Origin of the sequence: Streptomyces sp. NPDC032940, from assembly GCF_040636935.1 — a bacterium.
In the GTDB taxonomy this organism is placed as follows: domain Bacteria; phylum Actinomycetota; class Actinomycetes; order Streptomycetales; family Streptomycetaceae; genus Streptomyces.
This window is the reverse complement of sequence record NZ_JBEZVJ010000016.1, coordinates 19,423-34,901: the sequence shown is the minus strand read 5'-3', so window position 1 is coordinate 34,901 and position 15,479 is coordinate 19,423. Positions and strand designations below refer to the sequence as shown.

The following is a 15,479-nucleotide window of genomic DNA, read 5'->3' as shown; positions in this document are numbered from 1 at the left end:
AGGACGTATGAAGAGGAACTTCGATCTCGCGATGGTCGGACTCGGTCCGGCCGGGGTCGGCCTGCTGGTGGCCGCCGCCCGCACCGGACGGCTGGACGCCCTGCTGGACGGCGGTGTGGTCGTCTACGAGCAGCGCACCGAGCGGCTCGGCGGCAAGCTGTCCGAGTACCAGCTCGCCGCCAACAGCCTCGCCGACGTGTTCCTGGAGAGCCTGGAAGAGCCCGGGTCCCGTGAGCTGCTCGCCGGTCTCGGTGAGACGCCGGAGGCCGACGCCCTGCGCGAGTGGTCGGGCCAGTATCCGCCGCTGCCGCTGGCCGGCGCCTTCGCCGAACTGGTCGCCCAGCGGGTGATCGAGGTCCTGGAGCGGCACCCGGCCTGCGAGGTGCGCCTCGGCACGGCCGTCACGGCGATCGACGTGATCGCCCCCGGAGAGATCACCGTGCACGACTCCGCGGGCGGCGCCGAGACGGTGCGCGCCGGCCTGGTCTGCTGCGGCGGCGAGGAGTTCAGCGACTCCGGCCTGGTCGAGACGCTGGACACGCCCACGGTGGACGGTCACGTCGTCTACATCGACCCGGCCTCCATCGCCCAAGCCGACCGGCTGACCGTGCTCGGCGGTTCGCACACCGCCTGGGGCGTCGCGGCCCGGGCGCTCGTCGACAACCCCGGCGTCCAGGTCACGCTCGTGCAGCACCGCATGCCGAAGCTCTACTTCGCCACCGCCGCCGAGGCGGAGGCCGCCGGGTTCGCCTTCGACCCCGAGAAGGACGTCTGCCCGCTCAGTGGCCGCGTCTACCGCTACGGAGGGCTGCGCGGCCCGGCCCGTGAGCTGGCCGTGCGCACCCTGTCCGGACCGGTGGACCGGCTGCGCGTCGTCCAGCTGCCGGGCGAGTGGGACCGGGAGCTGCTGCGCGAGCACGGCGCCCTGCCGGCGGACATCGTCGTGCCGTGCTTCGGCTACCGTGCCGCGCTGCCGGAGATCCGGATGGCCGGCCGCGCCGTGGACCGGGCCACCGCCGACGACCTGGTCGGCACCCACGGGACCGACGCCGAGAGCAAGGTGGGCCTGTTCGCCTACGGCATGGGTGCCGGGCCGCGCCCCAACCCGAAGTCCGGTGGCGAGCCCTCCTACCGCGGCCGCCTGCACGGCGTCTGGGTCTACCAGCACGACGCCGGCGACGTGATGGTGGACCGTCTCACCGGCTGGCTGGGCAAGCAGAGGTGAGCGGCCCGACACCGACCCGGGCGCTCGTCCTGGCCGCCGGCATGGGGCGGCGGCTGGGGCGGGACTCGGACCACCGGCCCAAACCGCTCACCCCGATCGCCGGCGTGCCGATCGTGCACCGCAGCATGGCCGCGCTGGCCGCGGCCGGGGTGACGGAGGCCGTCGTGGTCACCGGGCACCTCGACGACGTGGTGCGCGCCTCGCTCGGCGACCGGTTCGCCGGGATCGACATCCACTACCTGTACAACGCGCGCTACCACGAGACCGGAGACGCGTACTCGGTGTGGCTCGCGCGTGAGTTCTTCGACCGCAGCCTGTACCTGGTCGAGGGCGACATCGTGCTGCGCGAGGACGCGTTCGCCACCGTGCCGACCTCGCCGAGGCCCAACATCGTGTTCGCCGGTGAACCGGCGCGCCGCCTGGGCGGCACCGTCGTCAAGGCCGCCCCGGACGGCACCCTGGACCGGCTGTACACCGACCGCGAGCAGGGGCCGGGCTTCTCGCCGGACGGGTGGCTCAAGACGAGCAACGTCTTCCTGCTCGAGGGCGAGTACCTGCGGGACGGCTTCGCCCCCGCCCTCGACACCCTGGTCACCGCCGGCCCGGACGGCGACCGGGCGTACTACGACTACGCGATCGTGGACAGCCTCGACGCCGACCGGTGGGCGGTGTGCACGTGGGGCGCCGACGAGTGGTTCGAGGTGGACGACCCCGGTGACCGGCTGCAGGCGGAGTACCTCTTCAGCCCGCCGCGCCGGCGCCGCGAGCTGCTGACCGGAGCGGGCGGCGGGTACTGGCGGTTCGACGTCCGCGACCACCGGTCGCTGCGCAACTCCGGCTTCCCGACGCCGGAGATGTACGCCTCGCTCACCGCACCCGTCCGCGAGCTGCTGCTCGGCTCCCCCGCGGACAACGGGCTGTCGACGGAGCTGGTCGCCTCGGTGCACGGGCTGCGTCCCGGGCAGGTGTGCGTGGCGAGCGGCACGGCCGAACTGCTGGCGGCGCTGTGCGAGGCCGGCGGTCCGGTCGCGGTGCCGGATCCCGGCGGCGACGGCCACGTGGACGCCGTCCGGTCCGCGCAGCTCGTGCCGTTCACGCTGGAACCGCCCCGGTTCACGCTCGACGTGGACGCCTTCACCGCGTTCGTGCGCGCCCACGGGTGCACGGCGGCCGTCGTCGGCTCTCCGCATCACCGGACCGGTGTCGCCGTCCCCCTGCCGGAGCTGCGCCGCCTGTGCGAGGCGCTGCCCGACGTCACCGTCCTGGTGGACGAGTCGTTCGTGGACCTCTCGGCACCGCCTGCCGGTTCCCTGCTGCCCCATCTGGAGGAGCACCCCAACCTGGTAGTGCTGAGGGACCTGGGCGAGGCCTACGGCGTCGGCGGCATCCCGCTCGGCTTCGCGGCCACGGCCGACCCGGACCGCGCCGCCCTGCTGCGCACCCGGCTGCCGTCACCGAGGCTCGGCGGCCTGGCGGAGGAGTTCCTGCGCGTACTGCCGCACTACGACAAGGACTTCCGGCGCGCGTGCGCCCGGGTGTCGGCCGACGCGCGCGCACTCGCCGGCGACCTGGCCGCGCTCGGGCCGCTGACCGTCGTGCCGCCGGACGCGCACGCCGTGTTCGCCGGACTTCCCGAGGGCGTCTCGGCCGACGCGGTCGCGGACGAGCTGTTCACCGCGGACCGCATTCTCGTGCAGGCCTATGACGAAAAGTCGGCGAGCGGCGGCCGGCAATGGCTGCGCATCACCAGCCGCGGCCGGGATGCGGACAGAAGAGTGACGACCGCACTCGCCGGCGTACTGCGGCGCCTGCCCATGACGAAAAGCGAGGACACACCGAACGCTTCGGCGTCTTGACAGGCCCCGCGGCACGCTTATGAGATTGATCCGGCAAACCGCGTCACTGTTCGCGAGGAGCAAGAAAGGCAGAACCAGAAATCGTGTCGATAGTGTGGGACGCTCTGACGCGGATTCCGACGAAGGCCGGTCTCTATGAGCGGGAGATCTACTTCCGCGAGGGACTCGCGGACGCCGAAGAGATCCTCGGTGACCGTTTCGGCGAACTGATCCGCTCGACCGCGTTGCTGATGCTCAAGCCGGACGGACTGCTCACCGGGAAACTGGCACCGATTCTGGACTTCCTGGCCGACCAGCGGTTCACCCCCGTCGCGGCCCAGCACGTCGAGTTCACGCCGGTGCTCTGGCGGGAGATGTGGCGGTACCAGCTCACTTCCGCGACCCTCGACCGACTCGTGGTGACGGGGCACGTCTACGCGACCGGACCGTGTCTGCTGCTCTTCGTGCGGGACGACGCGCCGTCGCCCATCCCGGCGGCGGTCCGCCTCAGCGGGCTGAAGGGATCCTCGGACCCCGACACTCGGAGCCCCGATTCGCTGCGGGCCCGGCTGAGACTGACCAACCGGATCATCAATCACGTCCACGTAGCCGACGAACCCGCCGACCTCCTCCGGGAGATCGGCCTGCTGCTGAGCCCGGCGGAACGCCGGCGGATCCTGCGTGCCGTGGCGGACGGCTCGATGCCGGAGAGCGACCACGACCGTCTGCGCGCCGAACTGGACCGCGAGATCGACCGGCTCTACACCCTGGACGTGGAGGAACCTCTGGCCAGGCTGGAGCCGAAGGTCCGGGCGAGCGCCGCCGGGGACGCGGCGTCCGCCGAGACGGCCGCCCGCGTCCTCGCGTGGACGGAACGCATCCGCCAGGGGCGGATCGTGCCGTGGCGCGCGTTCTGCGCGGACGTCGAGTCGCTGGGCATCGACGTGACCGACTGGGATCTCGCCGTGCTCGGCAGCGTCTGCGTGGCGAGCGACGACCCGGGCACGGCCAAGGTGATCGACAATCCGGAAGCGGGGCTGTGGGGACGCGATGGGTGACAGCGTGCTGCGGGAGAGCGACTGGCGTGCCCTGACGGTGTCACCGCGCAAGCGGGAGCTCTTCGTCGAGGACCTGTACTTCCGCGAGACGTGGGAGGACCTGGTGCGGGTGGCCGGCGAGCGGGCCGCCGAGACGCTGGGACCGCTGGCCATGCTGGCCTTCAAGCCGGACGGGGTGGTCGGCCGGCGCATGCGCCGCACGCTGAGCTTCGTCGAGGAGGAGGGCTTCGAACTCGTCGGCTTCGAGCGGGTGCGCTACAACCGCCACTCGATGCGCGAGCTCTGGCGCTGGGACTGGAACCTGTACACCACGGACCGGCTGGCCCTGTCGTCGCTGATGCACTCCGCCACCGACACGTTCCTGCTCCTGCTCCGCGACACCGCCCACACCGGGGTGACGCCGGGGACGGTCCGGCTCGCGGACCTCAAGGGCTCGGTGCTCCACCCCTGGGGGCCGAGGCATCTGAGGTCCGTGCTCCGGGCCCCGAACAAGGTCATCAAGTTCTGCCACGTCGCCGACGAGCCGGCGGACCTCGTGCGCGAACTCGGCATCCTCCTCGACCGGGAGTCGCGGAGGGAGCTGCTGCGCGGCGCCGGGGAGGCCGACGCGGACAAGGTCTCCGCGGCGCTCCTGGAGGAGGTCGGGCGGCTCGAGGCGGCCACGGTCGAGCACGGTTTCGACATCGACGAGACCCTGGAACGCCTGACGGGCGAAGGGCGGCTGCCGAAGGACGCCGAGGCCCGGATCCGGGAGGTCATGGCGGGCGGGCCGCGCATGTCGTTCGACGAGCTGGCGGCGACGATGCCCCCGGCCACGGACGGTCTGGCGCTGTGGGACTTCGTGCTGGTGGCCAGCTGGGTCACGCCCCTGGAACGCGAGGGCCACGTCGGCCTGCTGCCGGCTCCCACGGCCGCCGACTGGCAGGGCCGCCACGCACCGGGAACCGGATGACCTCCGGCCGACGACGGCACCTGCGTCACCTTTCCGGCAGGTGCCGCCTGGCCCGGAATTCCATTTCCATCTCGGGGGTGAAATCCAGGATCACCACTCCGGGTGCCATCCGATAACGATGTCGGAACAGGTCCGGGCGCCCGTTCTCGCGCACTCCGGGAATTGTTGTTAAGGGAACTCATTGCCAAGGGCCTCAGTCAACGTCGACTGACCCCGCCTCCTCATTCCATCCAAGGAGCATTTTCATGAAGGCGGCAGTTACCAGGGCGTCAGAGGGCCTCACGGACGGCGCCTCCCTCCGTGATCTGTTCGAGCGGCCGGGAGTGGTCCGGATCGCCGGCGCCCACAACCCCCTGGGCGCGCGGCTCGCGGAGAGAGCCGGATTCGACGGCGTATGGTCCAGCGGGCTGGAGGTGTCCGCCTCCCAGGGCGTCCCGGACACCGACATCCTGACGATGAGTGAACTCCTCGCCGTGGCGGGCTCGATGGCCGCGGCCGTGGACGTTCCCGTGGTGGCGGACTGCGACGCGGGATACGGCAACGCCCACAACGTGATGAACATGATCCGCCGCTACGAGGCGGCCGGCATCTCCGCGGTCTCCATCGAGGACAAGCGGTTCCCCAAGGTCAACAGCTTCATACCGGGGCGTCAGGAGCTCGCTCCCATAGGCGAGTTCTGCGGGAAGCTGGCCGCCGCCAAGGCCGCGCAGCGCGGCACCGAGCTGATGGTGATCGCCCGCATCGAGGCGCTGATCGCCGGCTGGGGCATGGACGAGGCGCTCACCCGCGGCGAGGCCTACGCCGAGGCCGGAGCCGACGCGGTGCTCATCCACGCCAAGGGGTCGTCGCCCGACCCCGTCCTGGAGTTCCTCGGCCGCTGGCGGCTCCCGGTGCCGGTCGTGGTCGTGCCCACGACGTACCACACCATCACCGCCGCGGAACTGGGCGAGGCCGGCGCGAAGATGGTGATCTACGCCAACCACGGACTGCGCGCCGGGATCACCGCCGTCAGCCAGGCCTTCGAGGCGATCCTGCGCGACGGGCGGACCACCGGCATCGAGGAGCACATCGCTCCCCTGGCCACCGTCTTCGACCTCCAGGGCGTGCCCGCGCAGAAGCGGGACGAGGGGCTCTACATCACCCCCTACGACAGCGCCCCCCGCGCGTTCGTCGTGCCCGGTGCGCAGCAGCCGTCCGGGCTCGACCGGGCGGCGGACGTCCTGGACTGCCAGACCGCCGAACTCCGCCGCAGCGGGGTGGAGCAGGTCGCCGTCCACGCCGCCGGTGAGCCCCCCGCCCGCGCGCCGCAGGACGTCAGCGTGGTCGCCGGGGTCGGTACGGACGCCGCGGCCTGGGTGCCGACCCTGCCCGGCAGCCACCCGGGATCCACCCTGGTCCTGCCCGACGACGTCTTCTTCGAGGCAGGACCGCTGCGCCAGCTCGCCGCGAACGCGTCGGACGTCACGGTCCTGGTCGACGTGTCGGCGCGTGCGGCCCGTCGTCCCGACGCGGTCGGGGTGGCCCTGAGTTCGAGCGCCCGGGACGGCCGCCGGCTCACCGCGGGAAGCAGCCTGGTGACCGCCTTCGGCGGCGGCGCGGCGGACGCCGAGTTCACCGGCGCCGCGCTCTTCTCCGCACGGGGCCTGGCCGCGCTGGTGAGCGCGGCGGAGAAGCGCCGCGCCGAGGGGTCGGCGGCGACCGTCGCCGAGCTGCTCTCCGACGTCCTGCTCGGCGGGCTCCAGGTCCGGGCGGTCGAGGTCGCCTCCGGCTGGACCGAGCTGCGCACCGCCGACGACCTCCGCTTCGTCGGCGACGTCATGGCGGCGAGCGGGGCCGAGCGATGACCGGGACCGTCAGCCGGCTGGACGCCGGGGAACTCGTCAGCCTGCTCCGCGACCGCGGGTTCGGCCCGTTCACCGGAGTGCCGTGCTCGTTCCTGGGCCCGGTGATCAGCTGCCTGCAGGCCGAGCACCCGCAGGACTACCTGGTGGCGGCGAACGAGGGCGAGGCCGTCGCGCTCGCCGCGGGCGCCCGCCTGGCCGGGCGCCGCCCCGTGGTCATCCTGCAGAACTCGGGCCTGGGCAACACGGTCAACCCGCTCACCTCGCTCTGTCACACGCTGCGGCTCCCGGTGCTCCTGCTGGTGACCTGGCGCGGCCGGCCGTCGACCACCGACGAACCGCAGCACGAGCTGATGGGCCGCATCACCCCCGAGATGCTCACCCTCATGGACATCCGCAACGAACTGCTCCCGTCCGACCCGGCCGCGCTGGCGGAACGGCTGGCCGTGGCCGAGGAGCACATGGCGTCCACCGGCCTGCCGTTCGCCTTCGTCGTCCCCAAGGGCTCCATCGCCCCGTACGCCGTGGAGCCGCCCGAGGAGACGTCCGGCAGGATGCTCCGGGCCGAGGCCATCGGGCACGTCGTGCGGGCCATGGACCCCGACGGCTGCCTGATCGCGACCACCGGCAAGACGGCCCGGGAGCTGGAGCGGGACTGGGACCGGCCGAACAACCTCTACGTCGTGGGGTCCATGGGCTGCGCCTCCAGCGTCGCCCTGGGAGTGGCGCTGTACTCCGGGGAGCGCAAGGTCGTCGTCCTGGACGGCGACGGAGCGGCCCTGATGCGCCTGGAGGCGATGGCCACCATCGGCCGCCAGGCCCCGGCGAACCTGCTCCACGTCCTGCTGGACAACGAGTCCTACGAGTCCACCGGCGGCCAGCCCAGCGGTTCCGGCACCGTGGACTTCTGCGGCCTCGCCACCGCCTGCGGCTATCAGGCCGCCCACGACGTGTCGGAGCCGGAGGAGCTGGCCCGGGCCGTCGCCGGCTGCCAGTCGCTGCCCGGCCCGCGTCTGATCCGGGTCCGGATCGCGCCGGGCTCCCATCCGCAGCTCGGCCGCCCCGCTCTCCGGCCCCCCGCCTCGGCGGCCCGATTCATGGAGGCGATGGCCCGATGACCGAGGTGACAGCGGCCGGCCGGCCCGCGGCATCCGATCGGCTGGTCCTGATGAACCCCGGCCCGGTGGTGACCGACCCCCGGGTCAGAACGGCCCTGGCCGGGCCCGACATGTGCCACCGGGAGCCCGAGTTCGCGGAGCTGATGCGCAGGGTGCGGCAGCGCACCACCCGGCTGTGCGCCGGCGACGAACGGCACACCTCGGTGATCCTCACGGGATCGGGCACCTCCGCGGTGGAGGCCGCGGTCAGCTCGGTGGTCCCCCGGGACGCCGGACTGCTGGTGATCGACAACGGTCACTACGGGGAGCGGTTCCAGCACATCGCCGCCGCCCACGGCATCCGCACCCGCCATCTGAGGCTGGGCTGGGACTCCCCGGTCGACCTGGACGCGGTCGACCGGCTGCTCGGGGACGACGGCACGCTGACCCACGTCGGCGTCGTGCACCACGAGACCAGCACCGGCCGGCTCAACGACGTCGCCGCCCTCGCCCGGATCGCCCACGCCAGGGGCCGCGAGGTGATCGTGGACGCGGTGAGCAGCGTGGGTGCCGAGGCCATCTCGCTGGCCGGCGACGGGGTCGACTGGCTGGCCGGGTCGTCCAACAAGTGTGTCGAGGGCGCCCCGGGGCTCAGCTTCGTCGCCGGCCGGCACGCGGCCTTCGAAGCGCTGGGCGACCTCCCGCGGCGGAGCTTCTCCCTCGACCTGCACCGCCACTACACGGCCCAGGAGAAGGACCTCGCGCCCGCCTTCACGCCGGGCATCCCCGCCTTCTACGCCTTCGACACCGCGCTCGGCCTGGCCCTGGAGGAGGGACGCGAGGCACGGCACGCCCGCTACCTCGCCCTGGCGAGGCGGCTGCGCACGGGACTGGAGGAGCTGGGGCTGGAGATCATGCTCGCGCCCGAGGAGCGGTCCGTGTGCCTCACCGCGATCCGCATCCCCGAGGGGCTCAGCTACGAGTCGCTGCACCACGGGATGCGCGAGAGCGGATTCGTCGTCTACAGCGCCCAGGAGCAGCTCAAGAACCGCTTCTTCCGGCTCTCGACCATGGGCTGCATGACCGGCCGCGACATCGACGACTTCCTGCACTGCCTGAAACGGCTTCTCCGCCCGTCCTGACACGTGGAGCCGCTGGAAACCCTTCAGGGCCGCCCCTGGGCGGCCCTGAAGGCGTTCGTCCCCCTCAGCCGGCGTCGGCCTGGGCGCGTACGCGCTCGACGAAGTCGCCGAGGCGCGGCGCCTGGAAGAGGGCGCGCGCGCCGATCTCCGCACCGATCTCCCTGCGGGTGCGCCGGATGACCTTCGCGACCAGCAGGGAGTGTCCGCCGAGGTCGAAGAAGTCGTCCCCGAGGCCGACGTCGGGGACACCGAGTTCATCGGCCCAGATGGCCGCCACCGCCGCCTGCAGCGAGTCGGCCACGGGAGACTGCCGCGGCACGGGTGCCGCGGGACGCGCGCTCGTGCGGGCCTGTTCGAGAAGGGCCCTGCGGTCGGCCTTGCCGTTGGGCGTCAGGGGCATCGCGTCCACGAGCCGGACCTCGCCCGGCACCATGTGAGCGGGCAGCCGGTCGGCGAGGTACGCCCGGAGCCCGTCCGCACCCGGGCCCCCGGCGCGGACGGTCGCCCAGGCGAGGAGCCGTGAGCCCACCGAGTCACCGGTGTCGGTGGCGACGCAGGCGTCGACGACGTCCGGGTGGGTCTTGAGCGCCGCTCCGATCTCGCCCAGTTCGACGCGGTGGCCGCGGACCTTCACCTGCTCGTCGCGCCGCCCCGCGTAGAAGAGCCGACCGTCGGCGTCCGCACGCGCGAGATCGCCGCTGAGGTAGGTCCACCGGTGGTCGCCGGGGCCCCAGGCGGCCGTACGGAAGGCGCGCGCCGTGGCGGCGTCGTCGTCGAAGTACCCGCGGGCGAGCCCGGGCCCCGAGATCCAGATCTCGCCCACCTCGCCCACCGGGGTCGGCGCGCCGTCCTCGTCCCGCAGCGTGATGTCCAGGTCGGGCAGCGGCACCCCGATGGGGCTGCCGGCGCCGGCCGCCGCGTCCCGCGCCGTGATGGGGCAGTACGTGACGTGGACCGTGGTCTCGGTGATCCCGTACATGTTGACCACGCGCGGCCGGGTGTCGCCCCGGCGGGCGAACCATCCGCTCAGTGTGGCCGGGTCGAGGCGTTCGCCGCCGAGCACGATCAGCCGGAGGCGGTCGAGTCCCGCCGGGCGCAGCTCGTCGGCGCCGACGAGGGCGGCCAGCGCCGACGGGGTCTGGCTCAGCACCGTGACGGCCTCCCGGTCGAGGAGGCCGAGCAGTTCGTCGGGAGCGCGGGCCGTGTCGTCGTCGACGACGACGAGGCGGCCGCCGAACAGCAGCGCGCCCCACATCTCCCAGACGGAGAAGTCGAAGGCGTAGGAGTGCAGCATCGTCCACACGTCGTCGGGCCCGAGGCCGTAGAGCTCCGACGTCCCGGCCATCAGCCGCGTGACGTTGCGGTGCGTGATCCTCACGCCCTTGGGCGTGCCGGTCGAGCCCGACGTGAACATCACGTAGGCGAGGTCGTCGGGGGCGACGTCGACGCTCGGGGCCGGGAGGTCCGGGTCCGCGGCGGAGCCGACGAGCACGAAGGACGCCCCGCTCCACGTCCTGGCCCGTACGGCCAGTTCCTCGTCGGTCACGATCACGCCCGCGCCGACCCGTTCGACCAGGCTCGCGAGGCGGCTGTCGGGGTACCGGGGGTCGAGCGGCACATAGGCGGCGCCCGCCATCAGGACCCCGAGGACCGCGGGAACGACCCGGCCGCGCGGGACCAGCACCGGAACGAGGTCACCGGGGCGCACTCCGGCCGCGACGAGACGCGCGGCGATGTTTCCGGCGGATGCGTGGAGTTCCGCGTAGGACATGGAGTCTTTGCCGGCGGTGAGCGCGGTGGCCCGGGGACTTTCGGCGGCCTTCCGGGCGAACCAGGTGTGCAGTGTGTCGGCCTCGGTCACGGGCTTTACTTCCGGCACAAATCCCCCCATAGGTTGAACCTGATCCAGCATCGGATTGCAAAGAATAATAGACGACCCCCTCCCGCCCGCGGCGATGAATTCCCCCCGGCAAGGAGGTTCCACCCCTATTCCCCCCGCCCGCCGACGAATTGTCTTTGCGGACGCGTACGGCAGCGGGCTAGGCCCGGGGCGGCCGTCCCGACGGGTGCGCGGCGCCGGAGAGGCGTCGTTCGACCGCCTCGAGGTACCGCGGCCGGTTGACGGAGTCGAAGAGGGCGAAGTGTCCGCCGGGCACGACGTGCACCTCGCACCCCACGGCCGAGTACGCACCCCACCCCTCGAGCGCCGCCAGGTCGACCAGCCGGTCTTCGCGTCCGCACAGCACGGTGATCGGCGCGTCGATACGTACGCCCCCGCTCCGCTCGGAGCTCTCCGCGCCGAGCCTGAGATCCGCCCGCAGGGTGTCCAGGAGTGCCGCGCGCCATTCCGCGTCCGCTATGGCCAAGTGAGTTTTGTCACCGCCGAGTTCGAGCAGCCGCAGGACGTCCTCGTCCCCGGAGTCCTCGGTGAGCCAGCCGACGGCGGAATCGCGCGGCTCCTGGCCGGAGGCGATCAGCCCGAGGCAGTGCCGGCCGAGGGCGTGCGCGAGATGGAGGCCGACCGTCGCGCCCAGGCTGTGCCCGAGGACCACCGCGGGCACCTCGGGCCCGGGGATCGTCGCGAGGCTGTCGAGCACCTCGTCCAGGCCGGCGCCGGGCGGCTCCGTGACGCGGCGCTCCCTGCCGGGGAGCGTGAGTCCGAGGATCTCCACGTCGTCGGGCAGGTCCCGGAACAGCCGCAGATAGCGGTTGGGTCCGCCGCCCGAGTGCGGCACGACGAGAAGCCGGGCCCGGGGTGCGGAGCCGGGCTCCCGAAGCGGTCGCAGCCGTGACCACCACAGCGGCTTGGCCGTCGGTCGAACACGCACGATGGGGCCTTTCTCGATCAGATGCGGTGGCGCCGGACGGCGGGCGCACAACGTAAACCCTCATGCATGTGATCACTCCATGGATTTCACGCAGTTAACCCGTTGGGTCAAATCGAGTCAACCCGCCATCGGTCAAAACACCCTCCCCGAAGCGGAACATCCGCTTCGATCCGCGGGGCGCGCACTTCCAGAAAAGTGCCACCAAGAGGGAAATGGAGGACGCCACTATACGAACCGGCCGGCCACCGATTGCCTGCTAGCCTTTCGCGATCGCGGTAACAGCCGAATTCAGCTATTTCCCCGTCGGCCGCCGCGTCCTCGCGAAGGGCGAACACTTCGCCACACGACAAGCCCGCGCGTGCCTCAGCCGAAAGAGGGATGCCCCATGGACCTGCCCAGCCCCTACGCGCGCGGTGAACGCATCGAACGCGTCATCGCCCACCACGCCGAGCGCACCCCCGACGCGATCGCCCTGCGCCAGGGCGACCGCGCCCTCACCTACGCGCAACTGCGGCGGCGGGCCGCGACCATGGCGCAGGGCCTGCACGCCGCGGGGGTGCGGCGCGGCGACTGCGTCCCCGTCCGCCTGGAACGCTCCCCGGAGCTGGTCGTGGCGCTCCTGGCCGTCCTCGAGGCGGGGGCGGCCTACATCGCCGTCGACACCGCCTGGCCCGCGGCCCGCACCGACCTGGTCGTCCGGCGTTCCGGGGCGTCCGTGGTGGTCACGGAGGACACCTTCGCCCGGTTCGCGGCCGGCGCGGCCGAGCCCGTCGCACTGCCCCCTCTCGAGGACGGCACGGAGGCGGCGTGCGTCTTCTTCACGTCCGGCTCCACCGGGCAGCCCAAGGGCGTGGTGTCCCCGCACCGCGGCACGATCCGCACCCTGGTCGGCTGCCCGTCCATCCCCCTGGACACCGACAGCGTGTTCCTGCAGTCGGCGCCCCTACCCTGGGACGGCATGTCCCTGGAGCTGTGGGCACCGCTGCTGAACGGCGGCTGCTGTGTCCTGCTCGACCGCGACCGCCCCGCCGTGGACGCGGCCACCCTGCGGGAGCTGGTGGGGCGCGGCGTGAACAGCCTGTGGCTGACCAGCTCGCTGTTCAACGTGCTCACCGAGGAGGACGTCGAGGCGTTCCGCGGCATCCGGCTGCTGCTCGTCGGCGGCGAACGCGTCTCGCCGGGACACGTCCGCGAGGTCCTGACGGCCTTCCCCGGCCTGCACGTCGTGAACGGCTACGGGCCCGCCGAGAGCACCATCTTCGCCACCACCCACGTCGTGCGCCCACGGGACGTCGACGAGACCGCCACCGAGATACCCATCGGCCGGCCGGTGCCCCGGACCGGCGTGACCCTGGTCAGCCCCTCCGGCGGCCGCACCGCCCCCGGCGAGGTCGGCGAGATCGCCCTCTCGGGCGACGGCCTCGCCCTGCGCTATCTGGCGGACCCCGAGACCACGGCGAAGGCGTTCTTCGACCTGGACGGCGTCCGCCACTACCGCACGGGCGACCTGGCCGTGCTCGACGAGGACGGCGCCTACCGCTACCGGGGCCGCGCCGACCGCGAGTTCAAGATCCGCGGCGTGCGCATCGCCCCCGGAGAGGTCGAGAAGGCCCTCGAAGCACACCCCGAGATCGCCACGAGCTGTGTGCTGCGCATCGAGACCACGCCCGGACGGCCCGAACTCGCCTGCGTCTACACCACGCTCGACGGCACGCCCCTCGACCCGCGGGAACTGCGCGACTTCGCGGCACGCACACTGCTCGCCGCGATGGTGCCGAGCCGTCAACTGCACCTGCGGCAGCTGCCGCTGAGCACCACGGGCAAGGCCGACCAGGCGGCGATCCGCGCCCTGCTCGAGCAGGCCGCCACCGCACCCGCCCCGGACCCCGCCGTCCCGGACACGGACTCCTCCGCCCCGGCCGCCGGCCCGCTGACGGCCGAGATCGGCGAACTCCTCGGCCGGCCGGTCGCACCGCACGAGGACCTCTTCCACGCCGGACTCACCTCCCTGGACGCGGTCCGGCTCGCCTCCCGGATCAGCTCCCGCACCGGAGCCCACGTGACGGCGGCCGACGTGTACCAGCGACGGACCCTGGACCAGCTGCTGACGCTGAGCGAGGCCCGCGAGCGATCGGCGGACCCCGGCCCGGTCCCGCTGGGCGCCGGCCCCGGCGACGCTCCCCTGTCGCACGCCCAGCGACGGTTCTGGCTGTCCGAGGAGTTCACCCCCGGCGACGCCGACAACGTCGTCGTGCTCGCCTACGCCGTGACGGGCCCCCTGGACGTCCGGCGCTTCGAGGCGGCCCTCGGACGCGTGATCGAACGGCACGCGGTGCTGCGGACCGTGTACCCCTACGAGGGCGACACCGCGGTGCAGCGCGCCCTGCCGGCGGACCTCGCCACCGTGCCCCTGGAGCACACGGCCGCCCCCCGCCCCACGGACGGGCACGGTCTGCGGGAGCTCGCCGAGGAGATCACCGCGGACTGGTGGGGCCGGCCCACGGAGCTGGAGAAGGAGCCGCCGCTGCGGCTGCGGCTGTGCCGCGTGGACGAGCGGACGCACCTGTTCTGTGTACGCGTGCACCACCTGGCCTTCGACGGCTGGTCGGAGACCCTGTTCATGGAGGACCTCGCCGCCGCCATGGCACCGGACACACCACCGGCCGAACCACAGCCCGCCACCTACGCCGGGTTCAGCAGATGGGAGCGGGACCGGCTCGGCTCCTGGCTCGCACAGGACCTGCCGTACTGGCGAGAGGTGCTCGGCGACCCGCCGCGCCCCTTCCTGCCGAGCCCCTCCGAGGGGACCCAGGCCCGCCGCGTCGAGTCCGCCGTGCGAGTGCCCCCCGAGGTGGTCGCCCGGCTCACCCGCACCGCCGACGCGTACGGCGGTCCGCCGGTGGCCGCGCTGCTGGCCGCGGCCGGCCGGTCCCTGTCCCAGGTGTTCGGCGTGACGGACCTGTGCCTGGGCACCGTGTCGGCCGGACGCCACGTCCCCGAGCTGGAAGGGGTCGTCGGCTGCTTCGTCAACACCCTGCCGGTCCCGCTGACCGCCGTGCCGGACCAGCGGGACGCGGAGCTCCTGACCACCTGCGCCCGGTCCGTCGCGTCGGCGTTCCGGCACGCACGCACGCCGTTCGACGAACTGGTGCGGTCCCTGCGGCCCGGACGGGACCGGCACCCGTGGTTCCAGACCTGGGTGATCCTGCAGAAGCAGCCGCCCCGGGTACGCCTCGGCGAGTCGGTGCGCGCGGAGCCGCTGCGCGTCCGTCCGCCCCATACCGGCTACGAGCTGCTGATCGAGGCGGTGCCGGAGCCCGACGGCGCCTGGGAACTGCGGCTGAGCAGGCGCGCGGACGGGATGTCCGACGCCCAGGCCGAACAGGTCCTCCAGCGGCTCGCGGACGCCCTGCACGCGCTGTCCACGGCCACCTGACGCACACCATGCGCGGCGTCCGCCGCGCATCCGGCCCGGGCAGGAGCGGTCAGCCGCAGACCTGC

The 15,479-nt window shown here is 72.9% G+C and carries 10 protein-coding genes; 8 read left to right on the top strand and 2 right to left on the bottom strand.

The window, feature by feature from the left end; translation table 11 throughout:
* Nucleotides 1–7: 7 nt before the first annotated feature.
* From AB0E77_RS20185 to AB0E77_RS20155, 7 genes are all read left to right on the top strand, one after another.
* Nucleotides 8–1,225, top strand: coding sequence for a hypothetical protein (locus tag AB0E77_RS20185; RefSeq protein ID WP_361572511.1), 1,218 nt, complete (start codon nt 8–10; stop codon nt 1,223–1,225).
* Nucleotides 1,222–3,081: an aminotransferase class I/II-fold pyridoxal phosphate-dependent enzyme gene (locus tag AB0E77_RS20180; protein ID WP_361572508.1), complete on the top strand. Its 1,860-nt coding sequence runs from the start codon at nt 1,222–1,224 to the stop codon at nt 3,079–3,081. Before AB0E77_RS20185 ends, AB0E77_RS20180 begins: the two co-directional genes overlap by 4 nt.
* Nucleotides 3,082–3,164: 83 nt before the next feature.
* Nucleotides 3,165–4,118: a nucleoside-diphosphate kinase gene (locus tag AB0E77_RS20175; protein WP_361572505.1), complete on the top strand. Its 954-nt coding sequence runs from the start codon at nt 3,165–3,167 to the stop codon at nt 4,116–4,118.
* Complete coding sequence (locus AB0E77_RS20170) at nt 4,111–5,070, top strand: hypothetical protein (protein WP_361572502.1); 960 nt, start codon at nt 4,111–4,113, stop codon at nt 5,068–5,070. The genes AB0E77_RS20175 and AB0E77_RS20170 overlap by 8 nt, the downstream gene beginning before the upstream one ends.
* A 245-nt stretch (nt 5,071–5,315) precedes the next feature.
* Nucleotides 5,316–6,914 (top strand): isocitrate lyase/phosphoenolpyruvate mutase family protein, encoded by a 1,599-nt coding sequence (locus AB0E77_RS20165; RefSeq protein ID WP_361572499.1) that lies wholly within the window; start codon nt 5,316–5,318, stop codon nt 6,912–6,914.
* Nucleotides 6,911–8,029: a phosphonopyruvate decarboxylase gene (gene aepY / locus AB0E77_RS20160; protein WP_361572496.1), complete on the top strand. Its 1,119-nt coding sequence runs from the start codon at nt 6,911–6,913 to the stop codon at nt 8,027–8,029. Before AB0E77_RS20165 ends, aepY begins: the two co-directional genes overlap by 4 nt.
* Nucleotides 8,026–9,150, top strand: coding sequence for an aminotransferase class V-fold PLP-dependent enzyme (locus AB0E77_RS20155; RefSeq protein WP_361572493.1), 1,125 nt, complete (start codon nt 8,026–8,028; stop codon nt 9,148–9,150). Before aepY ends, AB0E77_RS20155 begins: the two co-directional genes overlap by 4 nt.
* Nucleotides 9,151–9,214: 64 nt before the next feature.
* Here the strand turns inward: AB0E77_RS20155 and AB0E77_RS20150 are convergent, their stop codons facing one another.
* Entirely contained in the window at nt 9,215–11,011 is a 1,797-nt protein-coding gene (locus tag AB0E77_RS20150) for a non-ribosomal peptide synthetase (RefSeq protein WP_361572490.1), read from the bottom strand.
* A 178-nt stretch (nt 11,012–11,189) separates the two neighbouring features.
* Nucleotides 11,190–11,978 carry an alpha/beta fold hydrolase gene (locus AB0E77_RS20145; RefSeq protein WP_361572487.1) on the bottom strand — a complete coding sequence of 263 codons (789 nt, stop codon included), beginning with the start codon at nt 11,976–11,978 and terminating at the stop codon, nt 11,190–11,192.
* Nucleotides 11,979–12,363: 385 nt separating this feature from the next.
* Here AB0E77_RS20145 and AB0E77_RS20140 point away from each other — a divergent pair, with 385 nt between their 5' ends.
* Nucleotides 12,364–15,414 carry an amino acid adenylation domain-containing protein gene (locus tag AB0E77_RS20140; RefSeq protein ID WP_361572484.1) on the top strand — a complete coding sequence of 1,017 codons (3,051 nt, stop codon included), beginning with the start codon at nt 12,364–12,366 and terminating at the stop codon, nt 15,412–15,414.
* Nucleotides 15,415–15,479: the final 65 nt, after the last annotated feature.